Annotated in this window: 15 protein-coding genes and 1 pseudogene; 8 read left to right on the top strand and 8 right to left on the bottom strand. The window is 53.5% G+C overall.

Annotated features, from left to right (window positions below; translation table 11 throughout):
* The first annotated feature begins 309 nt into the window (after window positions 1-309).
* Together MPF33_07995 and MPF33_07990 are read left to right on the top strand one after the other, a co-directional pair.
* Complete coding sequence (locus MPF33_07995) at window positions 310-555, top strand: transposase (protein MCI2415163.1); 246 nt, start codon at window positions 310-312, stop codon at window positions 553-555.
* Window positions 548-925, top strand: coding sequence for a zinc ribbon domain-containing protein (locus tag MPF33_07990; protein ID MCI2415162.1), 378 nt, complete (start codon window positions 548-550; stop codon window positions 923-925). The genes MPF33_07995 and MPF33_07990 overlap by 8 nt, the downstream gene beginning before the upstream one ends.
* Window positions 926-986: 61 nt before the next feature.
* On the opposite strand, the gene MPF33_07985 is transcribed toward MPF33_07990, so the two are convergent.
* From MPF33_07985 to MPF33_07970, 4 genes and pseudogenes are all read right to left on the bottom strand, one after another.
* Window positions 987-1,160, bottom strand: coding sequence for a hypothetical protein (locus tag MPF33_07985; protein MCI2415161.1), 174 nt, complete (start codon window positions 1,158-1,160; stop codon window positions 987-989).
* Complete coding sequence (locus tag MPF33_07980; GenBank protein ID MCI2415160.1) at window positions 1,161-1,445, bottom strand: hypothetical protein; 285 nt, start codon at window positions 1,443-1,445, stop codon at window positions 1,161-1,163.
* A gap of 345 nt (window positions 1,446-1,790) precedes the next feature.
* Window positions 1,791-2,989 (bottom strand): annotated as a pseudogene (locus MPF33_07975) (acyl-CoA/acyl-ACP dehydrogenase).
* Between the two features lie 150 nt (window positions 2,990-3,139).
* The gene (locus MPF33_07970) at window positions 3,140-4,846 is read right to left on the bottom strand and encodes a glycoside hydrolase family 15 protein (protein MCI2415159.1); all 1,707 of its coding nucleotides are present in this window, start codon (window positions 4,844-4,846) and stop codon (window positions 3,140-3,142) included.
* A gap of 52 nt (window positions 4,847-4,898) precedes the next feature.
* Between MPF33_07970 and MPF33_07965 the strand changes: the two genes are divergently transcribed.
* Together MPF33_07965 and MPF33_07960 are read left to right on the top strand one after the other, a co-directional pair.
* Window positions 4,899-6,071 carry an MFS transporter gene (locus tag MPF33_07965; protein MCI2415158.1) on the top strand — a complete coding sequence of 391 codons (1,173 nt, stop codon included), beginning with the start codon at window positions 4,899-4,901 and terminating at the stop codon, window positions 6,069-6,071.
* Window positions 6,068-7,192, top strand: coding sequence for an MFS transporter (locus MPF33_07960; protein MCI2415157.1), 1,125 nt, complete (start codon window positions 6,068-6,070; stop codon window positions 7,190-7,192). Before MPF33_07965 ends, MPF33_07960 begins: the two co-directional genes overlap by 4 nt.
* A 39-nt stretch (window positions 7,193-7,231) precedes the next feature.
* Here the strand turns inward: MPF33_07960 and MPF33_07955 are convergent, their stop codons facing one another.
* A complete protein-coding gene (locus MPF33_07955; protein MCI2415156.1) occupies window positions 7,232-9,505 on the bottom strand; it encodes a HEAT repeat domain-containing protein in 2,274 nt (757 codons plus the stop codon).
* A gap of 45 nt (window positions 9,506-9,550) precedes the next feature.
* On the bottom strand, window positions 9,551-10,324 hold the full coding sequence (locus MPF33_07950) for a dioxygenase (GenBank protein ID MCI2415155.1): 774 nt from the start codon (window positions 10,322-10,324) through the stop codon (window positions 9,551-9,553).
* A 132-nt stretch (window positions 10,325-10,456) separates the two neighbouring features.
* On the opposite strand from MPF33_07950, the gene MPF33_07945 reads away from it, so the two are divergent.
* Together MPF33_07945 and MPF33_07940 are read left to right on the top strand one after the other, a co-directional pair.
* Window positions 10,457-11,305: a DMT family transporter gene (locus tag MPF33_07945; GenBank protein ID MCI2415154.1), complete on the top strand. Its 849-nt coding sequence runs from the start codon at window positions 10,457-10,459 to the stop codon at window positions 11,303-11,305.
* Window positions 11,306-11,665: 360 nt separating this feature from the next.
* Window positions 11,666-12,526: a DUF973 family protein gene (locus tag MPF33_07940; GenBank protein ID MCI2415153.1), complete on the top strand. Its 861-nt coding sequence runs from the start codon at window positions 11,666-11,668 to the stop codon at window positions 12,524-12,526.
* Window positions 12,527-12,615: 89 nt separating this feature from the next.
* Here MPF33_07940 and MPF33_07935 read toward each other — a convergent pair whose 3' ends face one another.
* Together MPF33_07935 and MPF33_07930 are read right to left on the bottom strand one after the other, a co-directional pair.
* The gene (locus tag MPF33_07935) at window positions 12,616-12,936 is read right to left on the bottom strand and encodes a winged helix-turn-helix domain-containing protein (GenBank protein MCI2415152.1); all 321 of its coding nucleotides are present in this window, start codon (window positions 12,934-12,936) and stop codon (window positions 12,616-12,618) included.
* Window positions 12,937-12,971: 35 nt separating this feature from the next.
* Entirely contained in the window at window positions 12,972-13,433 is a 462-nt protein-coding gene (locus MPF33_07930; GenBank protein ID MCI2415151.1) for a hypothetical protein, read from the bottom strand.
* 459 nt (window positions 13,434-13,892) lie between these two features.
* Between MPF33_07930 and MPF33_07925 the strand changes: the two genes are divergently transcribed.
* Together MPF33_07925 and MPF33_07920 are read left to right on the top strand one after the other, a co-directional pair.
* Entirely contained in the window at window positions 13,893-14,651 is a 759-nt protein-coding gene (locus tag MPF33_07925; protein MCI2415150.1) for an MFS transporter, read from the top strand.
* 33 nt (window positions 14,652-14,684) lie between these two features.
* Complete coding sequence (locus MPF33_07920; protein ID MCI2415149.1) at window positions 14,685-14,870, top strand: hypothetical protein; 186 nt, start codon at window positions 14,685-14,687, stop codon at window positions 14,868-14,870.
* Window positions 14,871-14,910: the final 40 nt, after the last annotated feature.

Here is a 14,910-nt window from a genome sequence, read left to right as displayed (position 1 = left end):
AATGAGCTAAAGAGCGACTAGTTAGAACTGTGCCTTAGTAATTAAGGCGTTGTACCTATTCCAAGAAGAGCATTAAAATTCCCTTTTGTTAAATAGCGTAAGGACGTATTATGTATCGTAATATGCTAATTTATTGCGGCGTATAGACCTTGTAGAGCGGTCTTAGAGAACTTTGTAGAAACATTTCCTGGAGTACGCTTCCCCAAAGAAAAGCGGTAAGCCAATGAAGGACTCTCTCGTTATTCACGGCGAAAGAGAGATTCAGTTGAGAAGCCTAAAGGTAACAAGGTTGCGTCAATTGACTTAGGTATAAACGCGTTGGCTACTGTTGTTGTTGAGAGCTTACTGTTGTATTTTACCGTGGTTCAGCAGTTAAGAGCGATTACTTCTATTTTTCAGAAAAAGATCGCCGAACTAGACAAGTTGAAAAGCGAGGCTGAGAAGGTTCAAGAACAAGAAGCTAGGGAAGAAGTGTTGATGGAGAGGGAAAGAGTATTTGCAAAGTTGTACCGTAGGCTTCTTCATTTACAGAACTTTAGCATCTCACTTGGCTAAGTCCTTATGGGATCTTGGCGTCTCCGCCGTTTACTTGGGCTATCCTTACTTCATCTCTCAAGATAAGGGTAACAAGCTCACTTCAAATTTGGTCTTTTCGCAAGTTGGCGCATTAGCGAACAAACTCCACGAGCACGGCGTAAAGACGTACCTAGTTGTTGAGTACAATACCTCGCGTTTCTGCGCTTACCATAACGCAAATGTAACGAGAAGGCCTAGGGGAGTCGTAAACTGTCCTCTTGGCCATAAGCTTCACAGCGACGTTAGCGGAGCGTTAAACATCGTGAAACTAGGAGTGAAGAAGATTGTCGACGCTTTGGCTCTTTCCTTTCTCTTCACATCACGGGGTATCTCCCTTAAAGGGGAGTAACGCCTTAGACCTATGCAGAACCCTCGCAGGGTGGGGAGGAGGTCAGGAAATAACGTCGTCTCTACTCCATTTTCCTTATCTTCACGTTACCTTTGTCGTCTTGGTGGACGAAGAACTTCACGTTTTTCATTTTCCTGTAGCTCCACGTTGATATTATTTTCCCTTTACACGGTTCCAGCTCCTCAGCTTTCACGTCAATTATTATCTCCAGCCTCCAGAACTTGAGGACCACCATCTACTCTAGGACCTCGTAGAGTTGGACCCTGTTGTCTTCAGTCACTCTTAGGGCATACTTTTCGCCGTCTACTTCTACCAAGTAGAACTTTCCCTTCTCGAGGTCCTTTAGGTTGAACTCTATCTCACCCTTCTCTTTTACGGCGATCCTGTGCCTAGAGATGTAGTCCTTCAGAGCCTCCTCCACAACTACGCTGAGCATCCCTCTCTTATAGCCGGAGATCGCGACGAACGTGCGTAGATCTTTCTCCACTTCGTCGGAGACCTTGACCGTTATCTTTCCCATATTTACAGATTTCTGTATTTACAGATATAAGCTTTGCCCTCTCCGTGTCACGTCAGCCACGCAACTAAGTCGAAGTGTCCTCTTACGCATACAGCTGACGTAAACAGGAGGGGGAGAAACAAGTAAATATGGTCTCCGCCATTACGCCGTGTGGGAATAAGCGAACAGAGGCCCATGAAGCTCGCGCGCTAGACGTGAGTCCCCACGAGACTTCAAGCCCGGCGTGCGATTCCTCAAAGGCTACATAGGTAAATTCATGGTCTCCCCTCTACGTGTGGGGCCCGCTTGACCTCCACGAAGCCAAAGGGCGGACGCCAAGAGCTGGAGGGCCTAGGGCCAGGCCATTTAAGTGGTCTTGTAGCCCAGGAACTTGTTCAAGGTAAACCTAGCTAGGCTCACCCTCTGGATGTCGTTAGTCCCCTCGTAGGTCTTCAGTATCTGCAGGTCCCTCAGCATCCTTTCAAGCCCAGTGGAGGTGGTCACCCCGTAACCGCCGTGTACTCCAATGGCCCTCAGCACGACCCTCTCCGCTGCCTCAGTGGACACGAACTTCGCAAGGGACGAGGCGACGACGAACTCCTTCTCCTTCCCCTCCTTGAATAGCGTCCCCGCCCAGTACGTAGCTAACCTAGCCGTCTCCAAGTCCGCTATGGACTCGGCTATCTTTGTCTGCACCAGCTGGAAGTCCGCCAGCTTCCTCTCGAAGGCCGTCCTCTGTAGCGAGTAGTTGAGCATCCTCTCCAGAGCCCCCTGTCCTATCCCGAGGGCCTGCGACGCTACTATCGTCCTGGCGAAGTCGAAGGAGCTCACCGCGTACGTGAAGCCCTTACCCTCCTCGCCCACAAGCTTGTCTGCTGGAACCTTCACGTCAGTGAGCTCTATCTCTGCAGTGTGGGAAGCCTTCAGCCCAGTGGTGTCTATCCTGCTTACGACCTTCACGTCCTCCCTCTCCACTAGGAACATGGATATCCCCTTCCACCTGGCGTTGGGCTCGGGAGGAGAAGTCCTGGCCGTGACCAAGTAGAAGTCTGCGATGTCCCCGTTGGTTATGAAGATCTTCCTGCCGTTGAGCAAGTACCCGTCGTCCAACTTCTTCGCTGTGGACTTGATCCCCGCTACGTCTGAGCCAGCTGAGGGCTCAGTAGTGGCAAACGCCGCCACTTTTTCCCCCTGGCGACAGGGGGGACGAACTTCTTCTTCAGCTCCTCGCTGGCGAAGCGGGTCACGGCGTACATGAACATCCAGTCTATGAGAAGGAAGGTACCAAAGGATGGCCACACCCTGCTTATCACCTCAGACGCCACGAGCAGGGAGAGGTAGTCCCCCCCTTGGCCCCCCAGCTCAGGAGGTATGTTGAGGCCGTAAAGTCCGACCTCCTTCGCTTTCTCCTTTACCTCCCTGGGCAGGTCTCTCTCCGCCTCTCCCCTCTCCACGCGCTTAGCCAAAACCTCCTCGGAGAACTCCCTTATCACTCCCCTGAGGAGCTCGTGGTCTTGGGTGAGCTCAACCTTGAAGTCCTCTATCGAGGAAAACGGGTATACCATATATTATTTTTGGAAACTATGTTATTTATTTTATTATTTACGTACTTTCGGAGTTGAGAGTAAGCACATAAATAAGCGCCGTAGTCAAGGGGTCTACTAACCTCTCCTGCTCAATATCCGACTTTCTCCCCACCTAAGGCGTTTGGTAAACTACAGCTTAACCCCCAGCTCCTTCAAGAGCACCAGTAGCTCCGCGTGCACGAAGGCCTGTGGGAAGTTCCCAGTGAAGTCCCCCTCTTTCACGTCCACGTGTTCCCCGACTAGGCCAAGTGGGGACAGCTTGTTCAATTCCTCAACTACTTTCACGGCCTCCTCTTTCCTACCTAGCCTGGCGTAGACTCTGGCCAGCCATAAGGTGGTCAAGAGGAACGGGTGCTTAGCCTCTCCCATGAAGTCGCTCGCGTACCTCTTCACGAAGGGCCCTACCTTTAGGTTCTCCTCCACTTTCCTTAGCGTCCTTAGGAACACTTCATCCTTGACGTCCACGAAGCCGTAGAGCGGGAGGGAGAGGAGGGCGGAGTCAACGTCAGTGGAGCCCGCGTACCTAGTGAGGTAACCTGCGTGGACGCAGTTGCTGAATACCCACTGCCTGAGCTTCTCCCTGCTCTCCTCCCAGTAGTCCTCCTCCCCAAGCTCCCTCATTATGTCCCCTGCCCTCTTGAGGGCCACCCACATCATGGCCTTTGAGTGTGTGTAGTGCCTAGACACTCCCCTCTCCTCCCAGATGCTGGCGTCGATGAGGCCCCAGTTCCTCGAGACCCAGTCCGCTATGTACTTGACTTTCCCCTCTACCTCCTTGAGGAACACCAGATCCCCGGTCTTCTCGTAGTACTTCCAGAGGGCCGACATGAAGAAGCCCTCCACGTCGAGCTGGAGTTGCTCCGACGCCTTGTTTCCCACCCTCACTGGGGACGAGCCCTTGTACCCAGGGAGCCACTTGAGCTCGACCTCGGCAGGTGGATCCTCCCCGTCTGCCGTGTAGAGCGGGTGGCGGAAGGGCTTAGACGTGAAGTTCACCAACCCCAACAGGAAGTTGAGTATCCTCCTCCCCGTTACCACCTCACCTACCTCTATTAAGTCCTGGGCCACTATCGAGGAGTCCCTCACCCAAGCAAAGCGGTAGTCCCAGTTCCTCTTCCCTCCCACCACTTCTGGCAGGGAGGTCGTAGGGGATGCTACTGGGGCAGAAGTGGGGGAGTAGACGACGCCGTAGAGCACAGTGTAAGACCCCCTCGCCAGCTTTCCCTCGGCCCTCCTTTCCTTCTCCCTCCAGAAGGAGACCGTCCTGTTGAACGCCTCCTCCACGTCCAGCGACAGCTTGGCGGACTTCTCGCTGAAGAGACCATGCTTCGCATTCTTGAAGTAGACCAAGTAGAGGAAGTGCGTTCCCTTGGGCAGGAGCACCTCGTTCCCCTCCCTCTCTCCTTTGCCGTAGACGAAGCCCACGCAGTCGTCCCCTATAGGGTTGAGGAACTGGACGGCGTCTCTGTGGAACTTAATGACGGGGCGGTGGAGGGCGTAGTTAAAGGTCGGGTAAACCTTCACCCTCACAGGGATCTCCGCTTCAACTTTCCGTATGATGGCGGGCTCGCCTATGGGCAAAAGGTCGGTGACGGTGACCTCCCCGCCCTCAGCATAGGTGGTAGTCCTGAGCACGTTGTAGGTGAGGTACTCCCTCGAGGTAGAGATAACCTTCCCCTCTGGCACTACCTTGAACTCTCCTCCGTGCTCCTCGTCTAGGATAGAGGCGAAGATGGGCGAGGAGTCGAACCTAGGGGCGGGGAACCACGCCACGTTGGTGTCCAGGGATATCAAGGCAGAGGTCATCTGGTTTGATATGAAGGCGAACTCCTTCATTACCATTAAATTTGAAAACGCGTCTATTATTTATTCTCGAGAGAAAAGAGTCTTGAAGTCCCCCTTCGCCCTCGGCTGGCTCTTGACTTCCCTTCAACTAGCGTTGAGGCCGGGCTGGGGGGTAGTGGCGGTTGTCTTTGCTGTCTCCCTCCACCTCACCCCAGTGGAGATAGGGGCGGTGGTGTTCCTCTTCTACTTGGGGTACACTTCCAGCTCCGTCCTGTGGGGGGCTATAATAGACAGGGAGGGACCTAGGAAGGCCATGTTCGTCTCAGCTACCTTCTCTGGACTCCTCCTGCCGTTGGTCTTCCTGGCTAAAAACGTGGGCGAGCTCTACGCCATCTACTTGGTGGAAGGGGGGCTCACTGCTGGGATTTACCCGTCTGCGGTAAAGGTGGTGTCTGCCTCTGGGGGCTCGCTGACCCTCTACTTGGCAGTGCTGGACTCGGCTGCCCCAGTGGTCACCTTGGTTGTCTCGTCCCTATCAGGGGAGATACTTTCGGGGTGGGCCCTCTACTGCGTCACCCTTTCCCTGGGGCTCGTTTTGGGAGGCCTCATCACCCTGTTCCTCAAGGTGAGTACGCTGAAGTCGACGCAGGTGAGGAAAGTGTTATTGGACAGGAGGGTAATCTACGTCTCCCTGATAAGGGCAGGGGAGCAGTGGGGTCTATGGGGAACCTCCTCGTGGCTATTCCCCTTCCTAGTACTCTACGACGGAGTGCCCGTCAAGCTGTCCGAGATCCTCTTCCTGCTCTACGGCGTGGGCCAGTTTGCCTCTACGTTGGTCTCCGGCCTTCTGTCTAGGACTGTGGACGACGTCAAGCTGGTAAAGGTGACGTTGGCCGTGTTCGTAGCCTTGGTGTTCGCGCTACCCCTGGCCAAGGAGGCTTCCCTCCTGATCCCCCTCTCCTTCCTCCTGGGAGTGTTCTCCTTCATATACAGGCCGCCAACTGACTCCCTAGTGGTAAAGGTGATGGGGAGCAGGTATGCCGGCACATCCATGGGCTTCGCCAATGCCATCTCCCAAGGGGGTTCAATGATGGCACCGCTCTTTGTAGGCGAGGTGATCTCCCTGGGGTTAAAGGGGTTTGTAATGGATAGCTTGGCCTTTGGCCCCCTAGCGTCGTTAGCCTTGGTCACGCTAGTGATCAAGGGGAAGTCAGGGGAAGATGAAAAGTCAACTGGAGCTAGCTTTTTATTAGACGACTCCAGACCTATCCAATGAAGGAAGTAGACAAGCTCGCCTTAGTGGGCGGTGCCAGGTCGCTGAGTGGGTCCGTAGTTTGGCCCTTCATAGGCTTCGCCCTATACGACGTTTACCACTTCCCCTTCTCCACAGTCTCCGCCTTTTACTTGCTCCAGGGAGCGGTAAGTTTAGTCGCATACCTCCTAGGGGGATACTTCACCGACCTCTTTGGTAGGGTGAAGACGATGCTGTTGGCAACAGCGTCCTCTTCCCTCTCTCTACTGCTGGCCTACTTGCTGAACTACCCCCTGGCAGTGGTCTCCCTCATACTCGTGCAGACGTTCTTCAACTCCGCCTATAACGTGGCAAACACCTCCATCATAGGCGACCTCACTACCGGCTTTGGCAGGTTAGTTAGGGCCTTCAGCAGGGTCAGGGTCGGGATAAACGCAGGGTGGGCAGTAGGGCCAGTGATCGGTGGCCTTGTCTTTTCCACCTCAGGGTTTAGGGCAGTCCTGCTGGTCTCCTCCCTCGCTTCCCTGGTATTCATACCCTTGATCCTGAGCCTGCCGGAGTACAAGGGGAGGATAGAGGTCTCGTTACACGTAAACAAGGACTTCGCCCTCTTCTTGGTCCCTACCTTCATGACGTTCATGGTGATGGGACAGCTCGGTTTCCCCCTGCTGACCTTCTACAACCTCGTGGACAAGTTGAGCACCTTCCAAGTGGGGCTCCTCTTCATGACCAACGGAGTCCTCATAGTCGCCCTCCAAGAGTTCGTGGGGAGGAAGCTGACGCCGAGGATGATATCCCTAGGCATGCTACTCTACTCTGCCTCCTACTTCGCTGTCGCCTTCGTTACCTCCTTCCTCCTCGCCCTAGTTGACGCCGTGTTCGTAACCTTGGCAGAGATGGTGGTGTCACCGCTCTCGCAAGCCATAGCTTCCTCCCTCACCAATAGGGAGACAAGGGGTAGGTCAATAGGTATATACGGCATGGTCACCGCACTGGGGAGGGTCACAGGCTCCGCGTTCACTGGGTATATGATGGGCCCCTTCCTCTTTACTCCAGTTGTGCTCTGGGGAAGCGTTGCCTCCCTCGGGATTGCCTCAGCTGCGCTCTACGCGGTGAGCGGAGCTATAAGGGAGAGGAAGGGGTGAAAAGAAGACACTGAATAAAAAGCAACTGGGAGTGGAGGACTACTGACTTCCCTCAATGGACCTTAACAACCTCAATGCGGCAGCCCTAACCCTCTGGTCTTCATCCTCGTTGTTAACCACTTGAGAGAGTAGTCCCTTGTCCTTGAGTTCCCCTAGCGAGGTCACTACAGACGTCCTCACCGCAGTGCTAGGGTCCTTCAGCATAGCCGTCAAGACCTCCCTTACCCTCGGATCCTTGAACCTCCACAACACCCTAGCTGAGGCGGCCCTCACGTTCTCTACCTCGCTCTTCACCCCCTTCTCCAAGACGAAGTTGAAGGATTCGTCATCGCCGAAGTAGGACAGCGCCTCTATCACGGCCGAGGAAACCACGTCGTTATGTGAGGGCTCTCCAAAGTGGGCCTTTACCTCCTCCTTGAACTTGGCGACCCCTGCCTTACCCAGGGAGACCAGGGCGTCAGCCTTGACGTAGTAGCTCCTCTCCTTCCTCAACAGCTTCACTAGGTACTCCCCGGCCCTCTCGTTGTACTTGAACTCTCCCAAGGCCTTCGCCACCCCTCTCCTAGCCTTCGACGGCTCCACCCACGTCGAAGTCAAGTACTTCAAAGCGTCCTCTCCTCCCACCTTACCCAAGGCCATAGCCGACTCGTACTTTACCCCCCAGAAGGGGTCGTTGAGGAGTCCCGCTATTGCTGAGACTGACCTAGGGTTAGAGAACCGGGTTAGCCCGTTCACTGCCTGTACCCTACACATCAATTCCTTGTCCCTGGCCTCCTTGACTAGCATCTCCTCGCCTTGTACGTCGTTGACAACCTTGAACCACTTGAACTTGGGGTCTAGGCACACGTATTCTCCCTCCTCCTCTGCTCCTTCCTCCACTTCGATGACTTTCTCAGTGCCGTCCTTCTTGACTACTTTCACCTCCAGCTTCAAGTCGTACTTGAAGTCCCCTGCCTGCTCAAGCCTCACCTCTTTTCCGTCGTAGTACAAGTTCACCACGGGGTGGCCCGCGGAGTATACGTACTGGTCGAAAAACCACGTCAAGTCCTGTCCCGCCACCTCCTCCATCGCCTTCCGGAAGTCCTCCGTGTCTACAGAGGAGAACTTGTGCTTCTCCAAGTAGTTCTTGACCCCCTTTCTGAACATTTCGTCCCCCAAGTAGCTCCTCAGTGAATGGAGGATAAGGGCTCCCTTTGGGTACGTGTGCTTGTCAAAGAGCTCCTCAGCCCACTTGTAGTACCTAATCACTATGGGCCTCGAGTATTTCTTGTACTCCTCGAGGTAGTCCTTGAGCTTTCTGTACATCTCGTACACGAACTCCTCCTCACCCCTTGAGTGCAGTAAGTAAAGGGCCTGGAAGTATGTGGCGAAGCCCTCGTTCAACCAGATGTTTGCCCAGTCCTTCGTAGTCACTAAGTCACCGAACCATTGGTGGGCAAGCTCGTGGGACAGGAGCCCGTCGCTGGAGTAGTCCATCTCAGCTACCTCGTCGTGGAGGGTGTACCACGTCAAGTGCGTGGACGTGATGTACTCCATCCCTCCCCTCATCGAGAAGAGAACCACTTGGGCGTACTTCTCATAGGGGTACCTCACCCCCGTGTAGGAGGAGAAGAACTCGACCATGTCCCTGGTCTTGGATAAGTTCCACAGGAACCCCTCGTAGCCCCTAGGTAAGTAGTATTGCAAAACGGGGTCCCCCCCTTCCTCGTGCACTACGAAGTTGCCCACAGCCACGCTGTTCAAGTAGGCGGAGTGCGGTCTTTCCATGACCCAGTGGAAGAAGTTGTACTCTCCCTCCTCCCACCTCCTCTTGAGCACGCCGTTTGAGATGGCGACTAGGGGCTTTCTCACCTTTATCACCTTCTCTGAGGTCGCCTTCACTCCGGGGTAGTCCACCACGGGTATCCAGTGGGGGGCGCTCATGACCTCCCCCACGTTGCACACCTCCACAGCCTCTCCCCTGCGGACGAACTTGAAAGTTCTTGGCTTCCTCGCCACGTAATCTACCTCGAGCTTGTGGCTACCCTCTAGCTCTATCCACAGCGCTTTTCCGTCGTACTTGTACTCCACGACATTACCGTTGACCTTCACTGACTTGACCTCGAAGTGGACCGCGTCAAGCTTGACCTCTCCCCAAGCGTCCACGTCTATGGTAGCCTTTCCCTCGACCAGCTCGTTGTCCACGTCGACGAAAAGCTCGAAGAGGTAGTGCTTGACCTTGAACTTCAGCCTCTCCGGGTAGACGATGGAGTAGTCCTTGAGTAGGAAGTTCTTTCCCAGCCTGGCTTGTTCCCTAGGGGGCAGGTAGCTCATAAGTGATTTCCGTAGAGTTGGTAAAAAACCTCTCGCGTCTTCGCGTTAACCGTAGAACGCAGTAGCCAGCATGCTCACCCCAGTCCACGGGACGTCGAAGTCTATTACCTCCGCCCTCTTTGGCTTTACGAAGCCCATGAGCATGTACATTGTGTTGAGTTCTCCCTCAGGCATCGCCCCCTTCCACTCCCTGGGATAGAGCTCCTTCGCCCTCATGATTTCCTCGAACTTGCCCTGCTTGAGCAAGTCCACCAGTAGCAGGTCGAACTTGCTTGGCCTCGGCTCCACCTTGAAGTAGAACAAGTCGAACCTGTGGGTTGGCGACCCCGTGGCCAGGAACACCGCCCTCCTCCCCAGCACATCCACTGCCTTGGCGATAACCTCTCCGAGCCTGTAGTGCTCCTCCGGGCTACCCTCATTTATGGACACTGTGACCACCTTTACCCCGCCCTCCGGGAACATGTAGTAGAGGGGTATCCACGCCCCGTGGTCAAGCCCCCAGCTCCTGTCCTCTACGAACTTCCCGTGGCTCAGCTCAGCTATCTTCCTGGCAAACCCCACGTCGTTCTCGGCGGAGTAGCAGAACTTGTACAGCTCGTCCGGAAAGCCGTAGTAGTCTTGGATGCACTCCAGTTTCTCGGACACCTCCACGTAGTGGACGTCGGAGAAGGTGAAGAAGTGGGGGCTCGCAACTACGACCACCTCGGGGTTGACTTTCTCCTTTATCTCCTTCCCAAGGGAAGCCAGAGTCCTCTTCCACTTGACGTCCTCCACTAGTATCGTGGGAGAGCCGTGGGACACGAAGTATCCTAACTTCATAAAGTAAAGTTAGTTTAGAATTTAAAATAGTTTTTGCCTAGTTGGTGGTTCCTCTTGACTGCCGGGGCACAGCTCAACAGTCAAGGGGTTGATCTAGGAAAAGCTTAAAAACACAAGGGGGAGAGACGGGCTGTGAAGGTCTTAAAGTACCTAATACCCTACGTGGTCATAGGCACTTTCCAGTACCACTTCGCCAAGGACGCCCTCGCCTTCTCCTCGCCCGTTACCTTCAACGTGGTGAGGTACTTGGTCTCAGCAGGGGTGTTCCTGGCTTTGACGAGGAAAGTCGTTGTCAACAGGGACGTGATGCTCCTCTCCGTCTTCACAGTCGCCAGCTCCCTGCTTTGGGCCTACGGCCTCCTCTACGTCTCCCCCTCGGAGTCAGCAGTGCTGAGCTACACCATGCCCCTCTTCTCAATACCCCTCGCGTACCTAGTGCTGTCAGAGAGGCCCACTGCAGTGGAGGCGTTGGGCGTGGGGATAGGGTTCTCTGGGGTAGTGCTTTACGGCCTCGGGCTAGACCATGGAGTCAGCCTCCTAGGAGGTGTCCTCACTGTGGTGAACGCGGTGTTCTGGGCCCTCTTCTCGGTGTACTACAGGAAGCTCAAGGACTACGACCCCCTCGTGGTTAACGCTAGCCAGTTCACGCTGGGTAGTGGGTACCTCCTCGCGATGACCCCAGTAGACCCTGAGCTGGAGGTAAACTGGGCCTTCGCGGAGGACGTGGCTTACACCTCACTCCTTGGAGGGGCCTTGCTCTTCTTCCTCTGGAACTTGATAGTAAAGGAAGAGAAGGTAAGCAGGGTGACCGTGTTGACGTTCTCCATCCCGATCTTCGCTACGGCCTTTGACGAGGTTACCGGGAACCCGGTGTCCTTCCTCCAAGTAGTGGGGATTCTAGTGATGCTTGCTGGGATAGTCGCATCTAGGTACAGGGACTTGGTGGGGGGAGGGAAAAGGGGTAGGGCGACGAAGGTCTAGGGATGACGCGAACTGTCCACTCCCCGTTTACGTGCACCAAACGCACAAGGCTTCCGAGGACCCCGGAGCACTTCCTCTAACGGCTTCGTAAGAGGAGCCTAGGGCACGCCACCGCTTCTGGGCAGTCGCTCTGCTGATGTCGTCCTGACTTTCGCCTCCCACAATTTTCCTCCCTTCAACGTCCTCGCTGAGATGACGACACCTAGGCTCTAGAAGCCTGTCCTAACTTAAGGACCATAGTTATGGCTCCCAAGAGTTCTTTCACTTTATTGTTGTATAGGCAACAAAATGGCTACTAGTTGTTAATTCATTTTAATGTCTGCTTTAAAGTATAAATACTAAAATACTAACAAATAACATATGAGTTATCAAAGCATAGAAATAGAGGGGATCAAGAAGATCAGGAGCGGTATGCTGATATACATAGTGGGCAACCTCCTGTCCGTCTTCTTGGCCTTCTCAATAGTCGGGCTGTTATTTGGTACGTTAGGGGCCCTAAGCTCGGCAAACTTGTTGGCAGGCCTGGGGGCAGTTGCTGGGCTGGTAATAGCGGCAGGACTACTTCTTTTGGTAGGTGCAGTACTTGACGTAATATCAATTTTAAGGGTGAGGGACGGCTTAGGGATGTTAGTCTCCGTGGGCAGGGACGTGGGTATTGGGAGAACCGGCACCACGCTAATACTCGTGGGGGCGGCACTATCGATCATAACCGCGCTGTTGACGTTTGTAGTGATAGGAATCTTCCTAGTGCCTATCGCCGAGGTAATCCTACTCATAGGCGTGATCCTGCTGGGAATAGGGCTGTACGAAGTGGGTAGTATATACCAGGACACGCTGACTGAAGTTGGGGGCATAGTCTCCATCTTCGTTGGCTTCATAGGTGCAATCCTAGTGTACGTAGGCCTTGGAAAAGTACTGCAGAAGCTCTCCGCTTACGCCACTGCAGGGCCCACCGTTACTGCCCAGAGCGTCATTAGGGGGAACGGGATCGCCACCTTGACCTTCTACTCCCAGTACCAGGGGACTATCCTGTCAGTCCAAATACTAGGCACCAACTACATCACGGCCGTAGCGATGCCGAGCACCGTCGCAGTGGGCAACAACGCCATAACCGTGAACTTCAACGGGCCCGTGTCCTTGTCCTCCGGGATGACCTACACCGTAAGGGTTAACCTGTCCAACGGAGCCTATATAGACGTCCAAGCGGTCTACACGCCTTAAACCTTTTTTTAGTCTATTACTTCTTCGCCCAAACTCCTGAGGGCGTGGGAGAATTAGAAGAGAGACAGGGAGCTATGTCAGAACAGTCTCTACTCCCCTTCGTTTTTCTCCTTTTCCACGTACCTAACGTTCCCTCCGTTTCCCACCCTCTCGATCTTTCCCTCCTTTACCAGTCTCCTTAGGGCCTTGTATGCAGTTGACTTGGGGAGCCCGGTGTACTTCATTATCTCGTTAAGGGTTTTAGCGCCGTTCCTTATGGCTTCAAGGACTTTCTCCTCGTTAGCGGTCACGCTAGAGCTTAACAGCACTTCCTTCTCCCTACCGCTTAGCCTCGTCATCACTTCCCTTGAAACGAAGAACGTTAGGGCTCCGGCCAGCACGTCGAGCACTAGCAACGTGACATTTAGCATACCTTAGATAGGGAAAAAGAAAAAAAGCTTTACCTTTACTTATAGTACACGTAGATCACTGGACCGCTGTAGTCGAGGAGGCTGGGGTTGCTGCTTACCACGAAGTTCAGAGTCATGTAGACGCTGTAGTTGCCCTTGTTCAAGTACACGGATTGGCTGAAGGGATAGCCGTTGGAGAAAGTCAGCGTGCTCGTCGCCGTTGAGTTTTGCAGAGAGAGCGTAACGTTGTAGGACGAGAACGCCTCGAATAGCATTTCGTTGATAGTAATGTTGTAAACCCCGGGCGTAAGAACCTCTATGTAAGCAGTGGTGGAGTAGGTATAGTACAACCCTGGAGTCAAGTTCCCAAGATTTAAGTATGCTCCATATACTATAGCAGGTTGCTGGTTTATGATAAACCTCACCGATAGCAGGGGTCCTAGGTATATTTCTGATATCACTAGCGTTGACGTGACTAGTACAGCCAGTATTATGGACGCTATTACGGTTTTATTCATTTCGCATCTAAGATAAATTAACTTAAGGAGGTTCACTAAAATAGTTTCGTGGCTTAGTTCAGGTTCACGCCCCGTAAACTTAAAGTTTCTCTACGAGGTTTACGGAGGTTTATCATAAAAAATTGAACTTAAACTAGAAATAAAATGTATAAATAGAGTGTTGGGTTTATGAACTGCAATAACGTTAACTCGAGTCTTCACAAACGTAGTGAGCCTATAAGTTGCCCTAAGTGACGTTCTCGTTCTTCGGTAGACCAGTTGACTACAATTAGCTCTAGTTTTACCTTCAGCGTGAAGGCTACGAGCTCATTTTAACATCGCTGGAAAACAGCTTAAGAGTAACTACGCTTAATTAAACCTGTGAGGGTCCTCCTTGCGTCAGCTGTGTCCTTGACGGTGGCAGAGCGGTTTGCGTTCTTCTACCTCTCCTAAGTTGCGTTCATACTCTTCCCTCCGGCAATGGGTTCGCTTGTCTTCTTCTTGGGCTTCGTAGGGAGGTTTCTCGGTAGCGTGGTGTTGGGATACTTTGGCGATAGGTTCGGTACTAGGGCCTCTTTGGTGGTCACAGTACTCACCTTGGTCGCCTCTTCCCTTGTCGTCTCGCTTGTCCCTTCCACTCCCTCAGTGGCCGTCTTCAGAGTGATTCAAGGTTTGAGCTTGGGGGGAGAGTGGGGATGTGCTAGCGTGGCCCTCTCCGAGGCCTTCTCTTCTTCGAGGTTTAGGGTGTTCCTTCTCAGCCTTATACAGCTAGCCGTTCCCATTGCCCTAACCTTGTCGACAGGGGCAGTGCTCTTACTCTCGTCAAGGCACTTCGAGGGCTGGAACTACGCTCTCCTCCTCGTGGTTTTACTGTCTCTGCTCTCCATTCCCCTTATCAAGGCCCCTAGCCATGGGGGTAGGGAGGGCTACGATTTGGCCTCAGCCTTGAAGGAGTGGAAGGGCATACTTCACGCTGTGGGGATAAAGGTAAGCGAGAGCGCAAACTTCTATATCTTCACATCCTTCGTCTTTTCCCTTCCCTTTGCCACTGCCTCGGTGTCGAGTGACGTTTTGGTCTCAGTGCTGACTCAGTTGGTTACCATCCTTATTCGGCTACTTGGCAAACCAGGTCGGGAGGAAGGAGGTGGGACTGATAGGAATAGCTCTCTTCGTGGTCGGAACCGCCCTACTGGAGAGCCGTCTACTTTTGCCAGGGGAACTTGTCCTCTCCATCTCTGACTCCACCCTCACTCCTAACAGTCCTCTATCTTAGTGGACTTGTTCAAGGGAGAGTACAATCACACTAACGTCAACCTCTCTTACCAGCTGGCGAGCGTCCTAGGGGGGTCGCTCCCTCCCCTCGTGCTCTCCTTAACTGGGTACCCCATAGTTCACGTAGTCCTGCCCTACGCCTTGATCACCGCCCTCTCCTTTCTTATCATAAAGGTAGAAGGCTGAAATCGCCCGTCTTACCTAGTGCTAACCTATTTAAGGGGAT

It is taken from the genome of Candidatus Aramenus sp. CH1, assembly GCA_022678445.1.
Classification (GTDB): domain Archaea; phylum Thermoproteota; class Thermoprotei_A; order Sulfolobales; family Sulfolobaceae; genus Aramenus.
The sequence above is the reverse complement of the archived record's forward strand: the minus strand, read 5'-3'. Positions and strand labels throughout refer to the sequence as shown.